Below are 14604 nucleotides of genomic sequence, written 5' to 3' on the forward strand. Positions count from 1 at the left end.
ATCACCGATGTCATTCTACCGGGGCATGACCTGCACGAACATCACCATCGGCGGAGACAAGGGCGATCCGATCACCGCCTATGTCGCGAAGCCCGAGGGGCCGGGACCCTTTCCGGCCGTGGTGCTGATCCATCATCTGCCGGGCTGGAGCGAAATCTATATCGAGACGACGCGGCGCTTCGCGCATCACGGCTACATCGCGATCTGTGCCAATCTCTACGAGCGGGCCGGCGCCGGCAATCCGGACGATGTCGCGGCCAGGGTGCGTGCCGAGGGCGGCGTTCCCGACGCGCAGGTCATCGGCGACACCGAGGGCGCAGTGAAATGGGTGCGGGCGCTCAAGGAGCACAACGGCAAGGTCGGTCTCTTCGGCTCCTGCTCGGGCGGCCGGCACGCTTTCCTCTATGCCTGCCAGAAGCACGACGTCGACGCCTGCGCGGAGCTCTGGGGCGGGCGTGTCGTGATGGCGCCGGAGGATCTCAACGCCAAGACGCCGGTCTCGCCGATCACGCTGACCGAGGGCTTGTCCTGCCCGCTCATCGGCATCTTCGGCAACGAGGACCGCGCGCCGAGCCCAGAGCAGGTGAACCAGCACGAGGCGGAGCTGAAGAAGCACGGCAAGGCTTACGAGTTCCACCGCTATGACGGCGCCGGCCACGGCTTCTTCTACTGGAATCGCCCGATCTACCGGCCCGAGCAGGCGATGGACGCCTGGGGCAAGATCTTCGCGTTCTTCGGAAAGCATCTGTCGTAAGATATTCCCGCGTTTCTCCGAAAACGCGGGAATATCTTACCTTTTTGTTTTTCGCATTTTCTTCACGCGAACCGGTATCCACTTCGCTCGAAAATGCTCCTATCGGAGGCCCATCATGTGCACGTCGATTGTCGAGATCGTCCCGGTCGAGGGCATGGCCAAGCGCGGCGATGACTGGTTTTCGCTGACCCAGGCCGTCGTCGCCTATGACCATGCCCGCCACGCGCCGCTGGCGGATGTCGTCACGCTGGACTTCATCAACGCTTCGCTCGATGTCGGCGCGCGGGCCGGCGTCGAATTGACGCTCGAGACCGCGAAGGCGCTGCATGCGGCGCTGGGGCGGGCGATTGCCGAGGCGGAATTCGAGGAGGCAGAGGTGCGCGGCAAGGGCGCGCCGGCGAGTTTGGTCAGGGCGGCCTGAGGCGGTTGTTTCCGCCTGGTTTTTCCGCCGCTGCATTCAGGGCGGAGCGGTCGAGAGCCACCAGCTCCCTGCTTCGAGCCAGCAACTGTCGTCGGGCTCTCCATCGAAGCGGATCGACTGCACGCTCTCGATATCGCCCCGCTGGAAGGCGGCCACCAGATCGCGGCCGAGCTCGGCGTTCTGCTCGGTCTGGCATGCGATGAAACTCGCCCGCGAGATGAAGCGAGCAGGCCAGGACGATCCATCATCCTGTGGTTTCTCCACGAGAAGCATTCCACCGCGCGTCGTCTCGGCCTGTAGCGGGAACAGCAACCGGCCGCCCGGGTGCAAGGCTTCGAGCCAGTTGACACTGGGGTGGCTGATCCCGGCATTCACATAGACGATGTCGGCCTTCGGGAGGGGATCGGTCGTCCCGGATCGGGCCATCACCTTCGCCTGCGGCCAAGGGCCGAGATTGCTCGTCGCCCTCTCGGCCAGCGCGGGGTCGATCTCGTAGGCGTAGACCCGACCTTCGGGGCCAGCGAGCGTGGCGAGGATCGCCGTGTAATAGCCGCTCCCCGCACCGATCTGCAGGACGGTTTCGCCCGGCAGGACGCCGACGCAGTCGAGGCAGCGCGCATGCAGGCTGGGCTCGCCGATATTGATACCCCGCGCCGGATCGAGCGCGATCAGGACATCCTGATAAAGAAAGGCGGGATCGGCATCCGGCGTCTCGATATAGCCGGAGCGCTCGGGACCCCGCCTCCACGGGCTGGCGACGCGGATGAACCACGGCCCCGGCCCGGCAAAGGGCTCGCGGGGCACGGATGCGAAGGCGGCTTCGATGCGCGGATCGCGAACGGCGCCCGTATACGCCACGTAGCGCGCGAAGAAAGCCCGCAGCTTCGCAATCCGCTGCACCTCGGCGGTTGCCGATCGCTCATCTGCCATGCTCGCCTCCAAATGCGCCGCCACCTGACGGTATCGCTTCGGAGACGCGGATCAATCGCCGCGTGGCGACAGCAACCGATCCGCTGCCACGCGGCCGCTACTCCGCCGGCTCTTCGATGGTCGAGCGGAAATCGCTCGCCGGATAGACGCCCATGATCTTCATCTCCTTGGAGAAGTAGGAGAGTTCATCGAGCGCACGCCGCAGCGCCGGGTCGTCCGGGTGGCCCTCGACATCGGCGTAGAACATCGTGGCGGCGAACAGGCCGTCGACCATGTAGCTCTCGAGCTTGGTCATGTTGATGCCGTTGGTGGCGAAGCCGCCCATCGCCTTGTAGAGCGCGGCCGGGATGTTGCGGACGCGGAACATCAGCGTCGTCACGGTCTTCCCCGCGCCCTGGCGGGCATATTCCGGATATTTGGAGAGCACGACGAAGCGGGTGGTGTTGTGCTTCTCGTCCTCGATGTCCTCCATCAGGATGTTGAGGCCGTAGACCTCCGCCGCGATGCGCGGGGCGATGGCGGCGCGCGTCACGTCGCCGGTCTCGGCCACCTGCCGGGCGGAACCGGCCGTATCAGCCGCGACCTCGGCCTTGAGGCCGAGCTTGCGGATAATCTTGCGGCACTGGCCGAGCGCATGGATATGGCTCTGCACCACCTTGACCGTCGCCAGCGTCGCGCCCTCGACGCCCATCAGATGGAAGCGGATCGGCAGGAAATGCTCGCCGATGATGTGCAGGCCCGAGCGCGGCAGCAGATGATGGATGTCGGCGACGCGGCCGGCGATCGAATTGTCGATCGGGATCATGCCGTAGCGGGCCTTGCCGTCGCTGACGGCTGAGAGCGCGTCCTCGAAGGTGGGACAGGGCAGGAGTTCGCAATCCGGAAACACCTGGAGAGCCGCCTGAGAGGAGAAGGCTCCGGGCTCACCCTGATAGGACACGACGAAGGACATGGGGTCTCTCAGGCTCCTCAGCTTCTTGTCTTCGCCGTTCCAGCGAAGCCGCGATGCGGCTTCGCTGGAACGGCTTTAGCGGGACTTCAGGATCGCGCGGGCGCGATCGAGATCATGGGGCGTGTCGACGCCGAGCGGCACATCGTCGACGACGATGATGTCGATGCGCATGCCGTCCTCGACCGCGCGCAACTGCTCGAGGCGCTCGCGCTTCTCCAGCGGTGAAGGCGGCAGCGAGACGAAGCGGTCGAGCGCGCTGCGGCGATAGGTGTAGAGGCCGATATGATGATAGAGCGGCCCCTCCCCGCCCGGCGCGGTGACGCGGGTGAAATAGAGCGCCCGCATCCGGCCGGGGCCGATCTCGCTGCCGATCGCCTTGACCACGCTGGACTCGGTCTTCTCCTCCTCGCGCGTGATCACGGCGGCCAGCGTAACGATGTCGACCGCGGGATCCTCCAGCGGCGCCACCGAGGCGATGATCACGTGCGGGTCGATGGTCGGCAGGTCGCCCTGGACGTTGACGATGACGTCATGGCGGCCCTGCGGATCGACGATGTCGGCGGCCTCCTTGATGCGGTCGGAGCCGGAGGGATGATCGGAGCGCGTCAGGGCGGCGCGGCCGCCCGCTTTTTCCACAGCCGCGACGATCTCGGGCGTGTCGGTGGCGACCACGACGGGTCCGAGCCCCGTCTCCATCGCACGGCGCCAGACATGCACGATCATCGGCTCGCCATGGATGTCGGCGAGCGGCTTACCCGGCAGGCGGGTCGACTGCATGCGGGCGGGGATCAGAATCAGCGGATTCGGCATGATCGGCGGCGGGTCCGGCTGGGATGCCGCTTCGGGACGGGAAGCAGCGTCGAAAGGTCTCAAAACGAAGCGCGCTTATACGAGTTGCAATCGGGCGCGCAAAGCGGTTAAGCAGCATCCGAGGCTGGAGGCGTTGAAGACTTCGGCTAAGGCTCTATCTCGTCTCCCGCGCCTCGGCCGCGGAGGGTCCAGGGTTCGGATACGATGAATATCGAAGCCAACAAGATCGCCGGCGCGGTTCTGTCCACGCTCCTCGCGGTGATGGGTCTCCAGATGGTCGCCGGAATCGCCTTCACGCCGCATAAGCCGGCCGTGCCGGGCTACGACCTTCCCACCGCCGAGCCGGCCTCCGCCGGCGGCGCCGCTCCCGCGGCCGTGGAAGATCCGCCGATCGCCGACCGCCTCGCCAAGGCCGACCCGGCCAAGGGCGAGAAGGCGACCGCCGCCTGCAAGGCCTGCCACACCTTCGAGAAGGGCGGCCCCAACAAGGTCGGCCCGCATCTCTTCGGCGTCGTCGGCCGCAACGAGGGCACCGTCGAGGGCTTCGGCTACTCGGCTGCGATGAAAGGCCGCAACGACAAGACCTGGGATGCCGACGGGCTCGACCACTTCCTGAAGAACCCGAAGGCCTATGTCGCGGGCACCGCGATGTCCTTCGCCGGCATCAGCAATCCCCAGACCCGCGCCGACGTGATCGCCTATCTCAGCACGTTGAAGTGATCGGTTTCGATCTCACCTCTCGCTGACCCTTCCGAGCCGGGCTTAACGCCCGGCTTTTGCTTGCGGTGCCCTGCTCCCGCCTTCACCATGGCGATAATCACCGCCATTGCCGTTCCGGCGCCTACGGGCGACAAGGAACAGGCGAATCGGAGAAGGAGACGCGAGACGATGGCGATGCGCATCACACGCCGCAGGCTGCTCGAAGCCGGAGGCGTCATGGCGGCAACGGCCGCTTTGCCGGAACTGTCCGGGACGGTGCTCGCACAGGAAGCCGAATCGCACGGGCTCTCGACCTTCGGCGAGCTCGGCCTGCCGCCGGATTTCCCACATTTCCCCTATGTGAACCCGCAGGCGCCGAAAGGCGGCACGCTGACCCTGCAGATCAAGCAGGCCGGCGGCAACCAGAGCTTCGACACCTTCAACACGCTCAACACCTTCGTGCTGCAGGGCGACGGTGCGGCCGGCATGGATGCCTGCTTCGACAGCCTGATGGCCGGTTCGGGCGACGAGCCGGGCTCGCTCTATGGACTCCTGGCCAAGAGCGTCGCGGTCTCCGTCGACAGGCTGACCTATCGCTTCCGCCTCAGGCCCGAGGCGAAATTCCAGGACGGTTCGCGCGTCACGGCGAAGGATGTCGCCTTCTCGCTCAACATCCTCAAGGAGAAGGGCCACCCCTCATACCGGCTGACGCTGAACGAGATGGTCTCGGCCAGCGCCGAGGGTGACGACATCGCCATCGTGCAGTTGTCGCCGAAGCGCAGCCGCGACCTGCATCTGGTCGTCGCAAGCCTGCCGGTCTTCTCCGAAAAATACTGGTCGACGCGGGATTTCACCGCCGCGACGCTGGAAGCGCCGCTCGGTTCCGGCCCCTACAAGGTCGGGCGCTTCGAGCAAGGCCGCTTCATCGAGTTCGAGCGCCTGCCGGATTACTGGGGCAAGGATCTGCCGGTGAATGTCGGCACCAATAATTTCGACCGGGTGCGCTGGGAATATTTCCGCGACCGGCAGGTGGCGTTCGAGGGCTTCAAGAGCGGCGTCATCACCTTCCAGGAGGAGTTCACCTCACGCATCTGGGCGACCGGATACGACTTCCCGGCGCTGAAGGAGGGCAAGGTCAGGAAGGAGTCCCTGCCGCGGACGGAACCGGTGGCCTCGCAAGGCTGGATCTATAATCTGCGCCGCGAGAAATTCGCCGATCCGCGCGTCCGCGAAGCGCTGGGCCTCGCATTCGACTTCGAGTGGACGCGCAAGAACATCATGTTCGGCTTCTACGAGCGGCTGACCTCCTATTTCGAGAACTCGGATTCGAAGGCCGTCGGCAAGCCCTCGCCCGCGGAGCTCGCGCTGCTCGAGCCCTGGCGCGGCAAGGTGCCGGACGAAGTCTTCGGCGAGCCCTGGCTGCCGCCGGTCTCGGACGGCTCGGGCAGCGACCGCAACCTGCTGCGCAAGGCCGACGAGATGCTGCGCGCCGCCGGCTGCAAGCGCGACGGCAATGTGCTCAAGCTGCCGAACGGGCAGCCCTTCGAGATCGAGTTCCTCGATTCGAACCCGGCGCTGCAGCCGCATACCCAGCCCTTCCAGGCGAATCTCAAGCGGCTCGGCATCAATGCCACCTCGCGCTTCGTCGACCCGGCCCAGTATCAGCGCCGCCTCGACGAGTTCGATTTCGACATCATCACCCGCGCGCTCAGCGGCAGCGCCATTCCGAGTGACACGCTGCGCATCGTTTATGGCTCGGAAGCGGCCAAGACGCGCGGCTCGCGCAACCAGAACGGCATCAGCGACCCGGCGGTCGATGCGATGATCGAGAAGATCGGCCAGGCGCATAGCTATGCCGACGCCGTCACCGCCGCGAAATGCCTCGACCGGCTGCTTCGCGCCGGCCGCTACTGGATCCCGATGTGGTGGAACGACGAGGTCTGGCTCGCCCATTGGGATATGTTCGACCGGCCGCAGACCAAGCCGAAATTCAGCTCCGGCGCTCCGGGAACCTGGTGGTACGACGCCGAGAAGGCCAAGCGGATCGGGAAGGCGTGATGACCGCACCGTTCTCCGTCGGCCAGGTTCAAGGCGCGCCGCGCCTGCTGCTGCGGTTGGAAGGGCTCGCGCTCGGCCTGCTCTGCATCTGGCTGTTTCACAAGTCGGGGGCCTCATGGTGGCTGTTCGGCAGCCTGATCCTGGCGCCCGATCTGACAATGCTGGGCTATCTCGCCGGACCGCGTTTCGGCGCGGTGCTCTACAATGCCGGGCACACGCTGCTCTGGCCGGTCCTTCTCGCGGTCATCGGTTGGGGTGTCCAAGCCTCCCTCGCGCTCGCCCTCGCTTTGATCTGGGCAGCTCACATCACCCTCGACAGGGCACTCGGCTACGGCTTGAAATATTCGAGCGCGTTCAACCACACGCATCTGGGAACCATCGGCCAGCCCGGAAAGGCGCAGTGAGCGAATGCTGAGCTATATCGCCCGGCGTCTCGCCCTGATGGTGCCGACCCTGTTCGGCATCCTGCTGGTCGCTTTTACCATTGTACAGTTCGCGCCGGGCGGACCGGTCGAGCGCGTGATCTCGCAGCTCCAGAACCCCAATAGCGGCGCGGCCGACCGCGTCGGCGGCGGCCAGGGCGGCGATGCCGGCGCCCATGGCGGCGAGGCATCAGCCTATCGCGGCGCGCAGGGCCTCGACCCCGCCTTCATCAAGGAGCTGGAGAAGCAGTTCGGCTTCGACAAGCCGGCGCCCGAACGCTTCTGGAAGATGCTGACCGACTATGCCCGCTTCGATTTCGGCCGCTCATACTTCCGGGGCGCGCCGGTGCTCCAGCTCATCAAGGAGAAGCTGCCGGTCTCGATCTCGCTCGGCCTGTGGATGACGCTGCTCTCCTACATGATCTCGATCCCCCTCGGCATCCGCAAGGCGGTGAAGGAGGGCTCGCGCTTCGACACCTGGACGAGCGCGGTCGTCATCGTCGGCTATGCGATCCCGAGCTTCCTCTTCGCGATCCTGCTGATCGTGCTCTTCGCCGGCGGCTCCTTCTGGCAGATCTTCCCGCTCCGCGGGCTGACCTCCGACAACTGGAGCGACCTCTCCCTGATCGGCAAGGTGAAGGACTATCTCTGGCATATCTGCCTGCCGGTGACGGCGATGGCGCTCGGCGCCTTCGCGACCTCGACGCTTCTGACCAAGAACTCCTTCCTCGACGAGATCAGGAAGCAATACGTCCTGACCGCGCGGATGAAGGGCCTGACCGAGCGCGGCGTGCTCTACGGCCACGTCTTCCGCAATGCGATGCTGATCGTCATCGCGGGCTTTCCGGGCGCCTTCGTCAGCGCGCTCTTCGCCGGCTCGCTGCTGATCGAGACGATCTTCTCGCTCGACGGGCTCGGGCTTCTCTCGTTTGAAGCCATCGTCAACCGCGACTATCCGGTTGTCTTCGCCAATCTCTACATCTTCTCGCTGATCGGCCTCGTCGTGCATCTCATCACCGACCTGACCTATAGCTGGGTCGACCCCCGCATCGATTTCGAGACGCGGGAGAGCTAGGGATGAGTGACACGCTGCTCGATGTCCCGCCGCCCTCTCTCCGCAGCGACGCGCCGCTCGCGCCGGTCGAGGCGAATGAAGGCTGGCTCAAGCTGACGCCGATCAACCGGCGCCGGCTCAACAATTTCAAGGCCAACAAGCGTGGCTGGTGGTCGTTCTGGCTGTTCCTGGCGCTGTTCGTGTTGTCACTCTTCGCCGAATTCATCGCCAATGACCGGCCGTTGCTCGTCCGCTACAAGGGCGAGTGGCTGTTCCCGGTCGCGGTGACCTATCCCGAGGAGAAATTCGGCGGCTTCCTCGCCACGACGGATTATCGCGATCCGGTGATCGCCAAGGAGATCGCGGCGCATGGCTTCGCGATCTGGCCGCCGATCCGCTACAGCTACAACACCAACAATCTCGACCTGCCCGTCCCTGCCCCGGCCCCGCCGACCTGGCTGCTCAAGGACGAGCAATGCAAGCCGATCGCGGAGCGCAATGGCGGGGCGACCTGCCGCGACCTCGAATGGAACTGGCTCGGCACCGACGACCAGGGCCGCGATGTCGTTGCGCGATTGATCTACGGCTTCCGCATCTCCGTGCTGTTCGGACTGATCCTCTGCGCCTTCTCCTCGGTGATCGGCATCGCGGCCGGCGCGGTGCAAGGCTATTTCGGCGGCTGGACGGATCTGATCTTCCAGAGGCTGATCGAGATCTGGACCTCGATACCGGCGCTCTATCTGCTGATCATCGTGGCAGCGATCATCACGCCGGGCTTCTTCGTGCTGCTCGGCATCCTCCTGCTGTTCTCCTGGGTTTCGCTGGTCGGCGTCGTCCGCGCCGAATTCCTGCGGGCGCGCAACTTCGAATATGTCAGGGCGGCGCGGGCACTGGGCTTGTCCAACCGCACGATCATGATCCGCCACCTCCTGCCCAACGCGATGGTGGCGACGCTGACCTTCCTGCCCTTCATCCTGAACGGCTCGATCACGACGCTGACCTCGCTCGACTTCCTCGGCTTCGGCCTGCCGCCGGGCTCGCCCTCGCTCGGTGAGTTGCTGGCGCAGGGCAAGGCCAATCTCCAGGCGCCCTGGCTGGGCTTGTCCGGCTTCGCCGTGATCGCGCTGATGCTGTCGCTGCTGATCTTCATCGGCGAAGCGGTCCGCGACGCCTTCGACCCGCGGAAGACCTTCGCATGACGGCCCCTCTCCTCTCCGTCGAAGAGCTCTCCGTCGCCTTCCGCCAGGGCGGCAGGGACACGCTCGCGGTCGACCATGTCTCCTTCCAGGTCTCCAAGGGCGAGACGCTGGCGATCGTCGGCGAATCCGGCTCGGGCAAGTCGGTCTCGGCGCTGTCGATCCTGAAGCTCCTGAACTATCCGGCGGCGCATCACCCTTCCGGCAAGGTGCTGTTCAAGGGGCAGGACCTGATCGCGGCCGACGAGGACGCGATGCGCAAGGTGCGCGGCAACGACATCACCATGGTGTTCCAGGAGCCGATGACCTCGCTCAATCCGCTGCACAGCATCGAGAAGCAGATCGGCGAGATCCTCGAACTGCATAAGGGCCTGCGCGGCGAGAAGGCGCGCGCCCGCACGCTCGAACTGCTGAGCCTCGTCGGAATCCGCGATGCGGAAAGCCGGCTCGGCGCCTATCCCCACCAGCTCTCCGGCGGGCAGCGCCAGCGCGTGATGATCGCCATGGCGCTCGCCAACGAGCCCGATCTGCTGATCGCCGACGAGCCGACCACCGCGCTCGACGTCACCGTGCAGGCGCAGATCCTGAAGCTGCTCAAGGAGCTCCAGGGCCGGCTCGGCATGGCCATGCTGTTCATCACCCATGATCTCGGCATCGTCAGGCGCATCGCCGACCGCGTCGTGGTGATGCTGAAGGGCAAGGTCGTCGAGGAAGGTCCGGTCGCGGAGATCTTCGCCAACCCGCAGCACGCCTATACGAAGCGCCTGCTGGCGGCCGAGCCGAAGGGGCGGCCCGAACCGATCGCACCCGACGCGGCAACGCTGCTCGAAGCCGGGCCGATGAAGATCTGGTTCCCGATCAAGTCGGGCTTCCTGCGCCGCGTCACCGGTCATGTGAAGGCGGTCGACGGCATTTCCGTGAAGGTGCGCGAGGGCGAGACGCTCGGCGTCGTCGGCGAGTCCGGCTCGGGCAAGACCACGCTCGGGCTCGCGATCCTCAGGCTCATCTCCTCCGAGGGGCCGATCGTCTTCCTCGGCGACCGCATCGACGGGCTGTCGAGCAAGCAGGTTCGCCCCAAGCGCAAGGACCTGCAGGTGGTCTTCCAGGACCCCTATGGCTCGCTCTCGCCGCGCATGTCCGTGGCCGAGATCGTCGCCGAAGGGCTCGGCGTGCAGCAGCAGGGCCTCTCCTATGCCCAGCGCCGCGAGATCGTGGCGCAGGCGCTCGCCGATGTGGGCTTGGATCCGGCGGCGATGGATCGCTACCCACACGAGTTCTCCGGCGGCCAGCGCCAGCGCATCGCGATTGCGCGGGCCATGGCGCTCGATCCCAAATTCGTGGTGCTGGACGAGCCGACCTCGGCGCTCGACATGTCCGTGCAGGCGCAGATCGTCGATCTGCTGCGCGGGCTGCAGGCGAAGCGCAAGCTGGGCTATCTTTTCATCAGCCATGATCTCAAGGTGGTCAGGGCGCTCTCGCACCGGCTCGTCGTGATGCAGAACGGCAAGGTCGTCGAGGAGGGCCCGGCCGAGGAGGTCTTCGCCCGGCCGCGCGAGGCCTATACGCAGGCGCTGCTCGCCGCCGCGCTCAATCTCGAGCCGGCCGGCGGCGACGCCGTCAGGGAGTGAGCATGGCGCGCGCGCTGCTCATCGTGCTGGATTCGGTCGGCTGCGGCGCAGCCGAGGACGCGGGCGCCTATGGCGATGCGGGCTCCGACACGCTCGGCCATATCGCGCAGGCCTGCGCGGAAGGGCGCGGCGACCGGGAGGGGCTGCGCAGCGGGCCGCTGAACCTGCCGAACCTGTTCCGCCTCGGCCTCGCCCATGCCTGCGAGGCCTCGACGGGCCGCCCGCTCGCCGGCGTCGCCAAGCCGGCCCAGCCGCAAGGGCGCTGGGGCTACGGCGTCGAGGTCAGCCAGGGCAAGGACACCCCCTCCGGCCATTGGGAGATCGCCGGCTGCCCGGTGAGCTTCCGCTGGGGCTATTTCACCGCGCTGGAGAACTCCTTCCCGGCCGAACTGGTCGCTGGAATCGTCAAGGAAGGCTCCCTGCCCGGCATCCTCGGCAACAGGCATGCCTCCGGCGTCGCGATCATCGATGAGCTCGCGGCAGAGCATATCCGGACGGGCAAGCCGATCTGCTACACCTCGGTCGACTCCGTGCTGCAGATCGCGGCGCATGAGGAGCATTTCGGTCTCGACCGGCTCTACGCGCTTTGCAGGACGGTCCGCACGCTGGTCGATCCGCTCAGGATCGGCCGCGTCATCGCCCGGCCCTTCACCGGTTCGCCGGAAGAGGGCTTCACCCGCACCGGAAACCGCAAGGACTTCGCCATCCCGCCGCCGCAGGAGACGATCCTCGACCGGCTCGCGGCGCTGGCGCGGCCCATCGTCACCGTCGGCAAGATCGGCGACATCTTCGCCCACCGCGCAACCGGCGTGGAGATCAAGCCCTTCGGCAACGCCGCGATGGTCGAGGCGGCGCTCGAAGCCTGGGACGGGCTGCCCGATGGCGGCTTCTGCTTCGTCAACCTCGTCGATTTCGACACCGAGTTCGGCCATCGCCGCGACGTGCCCGGCTATGCCGCCGCGCTGGAAGCCTTCGACCGGCTGGTGCCCCATCTGGAAGCGGCGCTGCGCCCTGGCGACATCGCCGTGATCACCGCCGACCATGGCAATGATCCGACCTGGCCCGGCACGGATCATACCCGCGAGCATGTGCCGATCCTCGCCTTCGGCCCCGGTATCCCGCGCACGCCGCTCGGGCGGCGCGAGAGCTTCGCCGACATCGCCGCCAGCCTCGGAATCTGGCTCGGGATCGGGCCGGTCGGACCCGGCCGTCACTGGTAGGGATCAGGCGGCGGCGACGTTGTTGCAGAAGACCGCGACATCCTGCCGGATGGTCTGGGCCTGCCGCGCGAGACCGGCGGCCGTCTCCTGCAGATTCTCGGCCGCGCCATGCGTCTCGACCGTCATGGCCTCGAAGCCACCCGCGATGTCGGCGCTGCGCTGCGCGCCCTCGAAGGACAGGCGCACCTGATAGGCGATCTCGGAGGTCGCCCGGCTCTGCTCGTCCACCGACAGGGCGATCGCATTGGCAACGCTCTCGACCTCGCCGACGGCCTCGACGATCTCGCGGATCGCCCGGAGCGAGCGCTGGGTCGCATCCTGCATCGCCCCGATATGGGCCGATACCTCGTCGGTCGCCTTCGCGGTCTGGGCGGAGAGCGTCTTGACCTCGCTGGCGACCACGGCGAAGCCGCGCCCCATCTCGCCGGCGCGCGCCGCCTCGATCGTCGCGTTCAGGGCCAGCATGCTGGTCTGGGAGGCGATGCCGCGGATGATCTCGACGACCGCGCCGACATCCTGGCTGCGTCCGGCGAGATCCTGGATCTCGCGGCTGGCATGGCGCGCCAGCTCGGCCGTGGATTTGGAGCCGTTGGCGGATTCGTCGGCATTGCGGCCGATCTCCGCGATCGAGGCCGCGAGTTCGGTGCTGGCGGCCGAAAGCTGGTCGATGCTCCCCATCGTGCCCGCCGCGGCGTCGGCGACCAGCGCGGTCTGTCCGCGCGCCCGGTCGGAGGTCTGCGTCAGGGCACTTGCCTTCACCTTCATGTTCTCGGCCGAGTGATCGAGCATCGCCATGGCCTGCTCCATCTGGTGGCGAAAGCGCGAGACGAGCGCCTGCAGCGCCTCTGCCCGGCGCCCCATCTCCTCCGACAGCGCCTTCTCCTTTTCCGTCGCCCGCCTTTCGCGCTCGGCCACTTCCTGCGCGTGGGCGAGGCCCGCCTCGCTCTCCTGGAGCCGGCGCTGCAGGAAAACCGCGAAGGTCGCGAGGAACGCGGTTTCGATGACCACGATCACCGCATGCAGGAGAACCCGCAGAATGCTGCCGCCCTGATAGAAGACGGCGGCCGGCAGGACATATTGAAGAACCAGATGGTGCAGCGCGGTCAGGGCCGCGCCCAGAATGATCGGCCGCCAGTCGCAGAAGCCCGCCAGAAGCGCCAGCACCGCGAAATAATACATATGCATGTCCGGCTGCCACGGATGGCCGGCGAAGCTGTAGACCAGTGCGGACACCTGCCCGATCAGAACCACCACGATGGCCAGCTGCGTCACCAGCGCCATGCCCGCCACACGGTAGAGAACCGGCAGGATCGCGGCCGCGATCGCGATGATCAGGATCGGCGCGAGGCCGGACTGGCCGTGAATCCAGAAGCTGAGCATGAGCAGCGGCACATGAAGCAGCGCCAATGCGATCAGCGACAGGCCGACGCGACGCCGGACGAGCCGTAGAGACCAGTTCATTGCCGCTCTTCCGCTAAGGATTGACTGTCGAGACAGCCTGCGAGCCCCGCCAGCCGCAATGAAAACCAGGCACCGCGCGGCAATTCTCCCGAGCGGGAGCCCGGAACCGTCACCACGATGGAGCCGAGCCGCCCCGTTCGCAGCACGCGCTCGCCCGCCTCGAAACTGCGCGCCAGCGCTTCGTCTCTCGCCATCCAGAAGGGGAACACGATGGCGACGGGCTCGTCGCGGCCATCAGCGCCGGGCAAGCTCGCGAAAACGCCGATGCCGACGAACACGCTGAGCGCGACAAGCAGGAGCGCAGCTGGAGCCGTGAGCTCCTGGCTGCGGCCGTCGGCCGGGGGGATTTTCGCGGCACAGACGGCAGGCATGGGCGTGGCATTTCCGGGCGCAAGCAACACGCTCCACGCAACGGCAACCCGGTAAAATTTTACTTAAGTTCAAAATCTTTCACCAAGCAAAATCCCGCTTAAATCCGCCTGTTAAGGGTTCATAAACGCGAAAAATACAACCTATGAGAGCGATCTTTGCTGGAGCTCTCCTATGGCTGCTTCGCTAGAACGTTTGACAAGGGACGAAGGCGGGACGAGCGCCATCGAGTTCGCCTTCGTCGCGCCGGTGCTGCTGATCCTGCTCTTCGGCATCATGGGCTACGGCTACGTCTTCGGCATCTATCACAGTATTCAACAGATCGCGGCCGAGGCGGCCCGTTCTTCCGTGGCGGGGCTGAGCGATACCGAAAGGGCCCAGATCGCGAAGGACTACGTCGCGGCCAACGCCCAGGCCTATGCCTTCATCGACCCGTCGAAGGTGAAGGTCCGCACAAGCCAGACCGGGCCACAGCAGCAAAGCTTCGAGATCGCGGTCAGCTACGACATGAGCGGCACGGTCTACGACCAGCTCAGCCGGCTGGCAGCGCTGCCGCCCCCTCTGATCGAACGCCGCGCGGTGGTGCAACGCGGCGGCTACTGAATTCGTCATTTCGGGCTGGGGAGGCCT

Annotated in this window: 15 protein-coding genes; 10 read left to right on the forward strand and 5 right to left on the reverse strand. The window is 66.2% G+C overall.

Translation table 11 applies throughout. The annotated features are described in order from the left end of the window. Window positions 1-7 precede the first annotated feature (7 nt). The gene (locus tag IED13_RS13950) at window positions 8-754 is read left to right on the forward strand and encodes a dienelactone hydrolase family protein (protein WP_208112866.1); all 747 of its coding nucleotides are present in this window, start codon (window positions 8-10) and stop codon (window positions 752-754) included. A gap of 115 nt (window positions 755-869) precedes the next feature. After that, the gene (locus tag IED13_RS13955; protein WP_133562488.1) at window positions 870-1175 is read left to right on the forward strand and encodes a DUF6295 family protein; all 306 of its coding nucleotides are present in this window, start codon (window positions 870-872) and stop codon (window positions 1173-1175) included. Between the two features lie 36 nt (window positions 1176-1211). Here IED13_RS13955 and IED13_RS13960 read toward each other — a convergent pair whose 3' ends face one another. The 3 genes from IED13_RS13960 to IED13_RS13970 all read right to left on the reverse strand — a co-directional run bounded on the left by IED13_RS13960 (window position 1212) and on the right by IED13_RS13970 (window position 3867). Further along, complete coding sequence (locus IED13_RS13960; protein WP_191124523.1) at window positions 1212-2105, reverse strand: protein-L-isoaspartate O-methyltransferase family protein; 894 nt, start codon at window positions 2103-2105, stop codon at window positions 1212-1214. Window positions 2106-2202: 97 nt separating this feature from the next. Continuing rightward, window positions 2203-3057, reverse strand: coding sequence for a prephenate dehydratase (locus IED13_RS13965; protein ID WP_038360590.1), 855 nt, complete (start codon window positions 3055-3057; stop codon window positions 2203-2205). Window positions 3058-3132: 75 nt separating this feature from the next. Next, a complete protein-coding gene (locus tag IED13_RS13970) occupies window positions 3133-3867 on the reverse strand; it encodes a 3-deoxy-manno-octulosonate cytidylyltransferase (RefSeq protein WP_191124524.1) in 735 nt (244 codons plus the stop codon). A 204-nt stretch (window positions 3868-4071) separates the two neighbouring features. Between IED13_RS13970 and IED13_RS13975 the strand changes: the two genes are divergently transcribed. The 7 genes from IED13_RS13975 to IED13_RS14005 all read left to right on the forward strand — a co-directional run bounded on the left by IED13_RS13975 (window position 4072) and on the right by IED13_RS14005 (window position 12144). Next, window positions 4072-4587 carry a c-type cytochrome gene (locus IED13_RS13975; protein ID WP_191124525.1) on the forward strand — a complete coding sequence of 172 codons (516 nt, stop codon included), beginning with the start codon at window positions 4072-4074 and terminating at the stop codon, window positions 4585-4587. A 174-nt stretch (window positions 4588-4761) separates the two neighbouring features. Next, window positions 4762-6624: an extracellular solute-binding protein gene (locus IED13_RS13980; RefSeq protein WP_191124566.1), complete on the forward strand. Its 1863-nt coding sequence runs from the start codon at window positions 4762-4764 to the stop codon at window positions 6622-6624. Beyond that, complete coding sequence (locus tag IED13_RS13985) at window positions 6624-7028, forward strand: DUF4260 domain-containing protein (RefSeq protein WP_112763044.1); 405 nt, start codon at window positions 6624-6626, stop codon at window positions 7026-7028. The genes IED13_RS13980 and IED13_RS13985 overlap by 1 nt, the downstream gene beginning before the upstream one ends. A 4-nt stretch (window positions 7029-7032) precedes the next feature. Further along, window positions 7033-8121: a microcin C ABC transporter permease YejB gene (locus IED13_RS13990; protein ID WP_038360579.1), complete on the forward strand. Its 1089-nt coding sequence runs from the start codon at window positions 7033-7035 to the stop codon at window positions 8119-8121. 2 nt (window positions 8122-8123) lie between these two features. Next, window positions 8124-9299 carry an ABC transporter permease gene (locus tag IED13_RS13995; protein ID WP_051987652.1) on the forward strand — a complete coding sequence of 392 codons (1176 nt, stop codon included), beginning with the start codon at window positions 8124-8126 and terminating at the stop codon, window positions 9297-9299. Then, window positions 9296-10924: an ABC transporter ATP-binding protein gene (locus IED13_RS14000; RefSeq protein ID WP_038360576.1), complete on the forward strand. Its 1629-nt coding sequence runs from the start codon at window positions 9296-9298 to the stop codon at window positions 10922-10924. The genes IED13_RS13995 and IED13_RS14000 overlap by 4 nt, the downstream gene beginning before the upstream one ends. Before the next feature lie 2 nt (window positions 10925-10926). Then, window positions 10927-12144 (forward strand): phosphopentomutase, encoded by a 1218-nt coding sequence (locus tag IED13_RS14005; protein WP_191124526.1) that lies wholly within the window; start codon window positions 10927-10929, stop codon window positions 12142-12144. 3 nt (window positions 12145-12147) lie between these two features. Here IED13_RS14005 and IED13_RS14010 read toward each other — a convergent pair whose 3' ends face one another. Both IED13_RS14010 and IED13_RS14015 read right to left on the reverse strand, forming a co-directional pair. Beyond that, the gene (locus tag IED13_RS14010; RefSeq protein WP_113254221.1) at window positions 12148-13605 is read right to left on the reverse strand and encodes a methyl-accepting chemotaxis protein; all 1458 of its coding nucleotides are present in this window, start codon (window positions 13603-13605) and stop codon (window positions 12148-12150) included. Beyond that, window positions 13602-13976 carry a hypothetical protein gene (locus IED13_RS14015; RefSeq protein WP_113254222.1) on the reverse strand — a complete coding sequence of 125 codons (375 nt, stop codon included), beginning with the start codon at window positions 13974-13976 and terminating at the stop codon, window positions 13602-13604. Before IED13_RS14015 ends, IED13_RS14010 begins: the two co-directional genes overlap by 4 nt. A gap of 172 nt (window positions 13977-14148) precedes the next feature. On the opposite strand from IED13_RS14015, the gene IED13_RS14020 reads away from it, so the two are divergent. After that, window positions 14149-14577, forward strand: a complete 429-nt coding sequence (locus tag IED13_RS14020; protein ID WP_112763049.1) for a TadE/TadG family type IV pilus assembly protein — start codon at window positions 14149-14151, stop codon at window positions 14575-14577. Window positions 14578-14604 lie beyond the last annotated feature (27 nt).

Source organism: Allobosea spartocytisi, assembly GCF_014764685.1.
Lineage (GTDB): Bacteria > Pseudomonadota > Alphaproteobacteria > Rhizobiales > Beijerinckiaceae > Allobosea > Allobosea spartocytisi.

Excerpts from the sequence above, each read along its gene's own strand:
- IED13_RS13990 (WP_038360579.1), top strand. The coding sequence starts at position 7,033 with ATGCTGAGCTATATCGCCCGGCGTCTCGCCCTGATGGTGCCGACCCTG.
- IED13_RS14000 (WP_038360576.1), top strand. The coding sequence starts at position 9,296 with ATGACGGCCCCTCTCCTCTCCGTCGAAGAGCTCTCCGTCGCCTTCCGC.
- IED13_RS13965 (WP_038360590.1), bottom strand. The coding sequence starts at position 3,057 with ATGTCCTTCGTCGTGTCCTATCAGGGTGAGCCCGGAGCCTTCTCCTCT.
- IED13_RS13960 (WP_191124523.1), bottom strand. The coding sequence starts at position 2,105 with ATGGCAGATGAGCGATCGGCAACCGCCGAGGTGCAGCGGATTGCGAAG.
- IED13_RS13955 (WP_133562488.1), top strand. The coding sequence starts at position 870 with ATGTGCACGTCGATTGTCGAGATCGTCCCGGTCGAGGGCATGGCCAAG.
- IED13_RS14020 (WP_112763049.1), top strand. The coding sequence starts at position 14,149 with ATGGCTGCTTCGCTAGAACGTTTGACAAGGGACGAAGGCGGGACGAGC.
- IED13_RS13950 (WP_208112866.1), top strand. The coding sequence starts at position 8 with ATGTCATTCTACCGGGGCATGACCTGCACGAACATCACCATCGGCGGA.
- IED13_RS13975 (WP_191124525.1), top strand. The coding sequence starts at position 4,072 with ATGAATATCGAAGCCAACAAGATCGCCGGCGCGGTTCTGTCCACGCTC.
- IED13_RS13995 (WP_051987652.1), top strand. The coding sequence starts at position 8,124 with ATGAGTGACACGCTGCTCGATGTCCCGCCGCCCTCTCTCCGCAGCGAC.
- IED13_RS13970 (WP_191124524.1), bottom strand. The coding sequence starts at position 3,867 with ATGCCGAATCCGCTGATTCTGATCCCCGCCCGCATGCAGTCGACCCGC.
- IED13_RS14010 (WP_113254221.1), bottom strand. The coding sequence starts at position 13,605 with ATGAACTGGTCTCTACGGCTCGTCCGGCGTCGCGTCGGCCTGTCGCTG.
- IED13_RS14015 (WP_113254222.1), bottom strand. The coding sequence starts at position 13,976 with ATGCCTGCCGTCTGTGCCGCGAAAATCCCCCCGGCCGACGGCCGCAGC.
- IED13_RS14005 (WP_191124526.1), top strand. The coding sequence starts at position 10,927 with ATGGCGCGCGCGCTGCTCATCGTGCTGGATTCGGTCGGCTGCGGCGCA.
- IED13_RS13980 (WP_191124566.1), top strand. The coding sequence starts at position 4,762 with ATGCGCATCACACGCCGCAGGCTGCTCGAAGCCGGAGGCGTCATGGCG.
- IED13_RS13985 (WP_112763044.1), top strand. The coding sequence starts at position 6,624 with ATGACCGCACCGTTCTCCGTCGGCCAGGTTCAAGGCGCGCCGCGCCTG.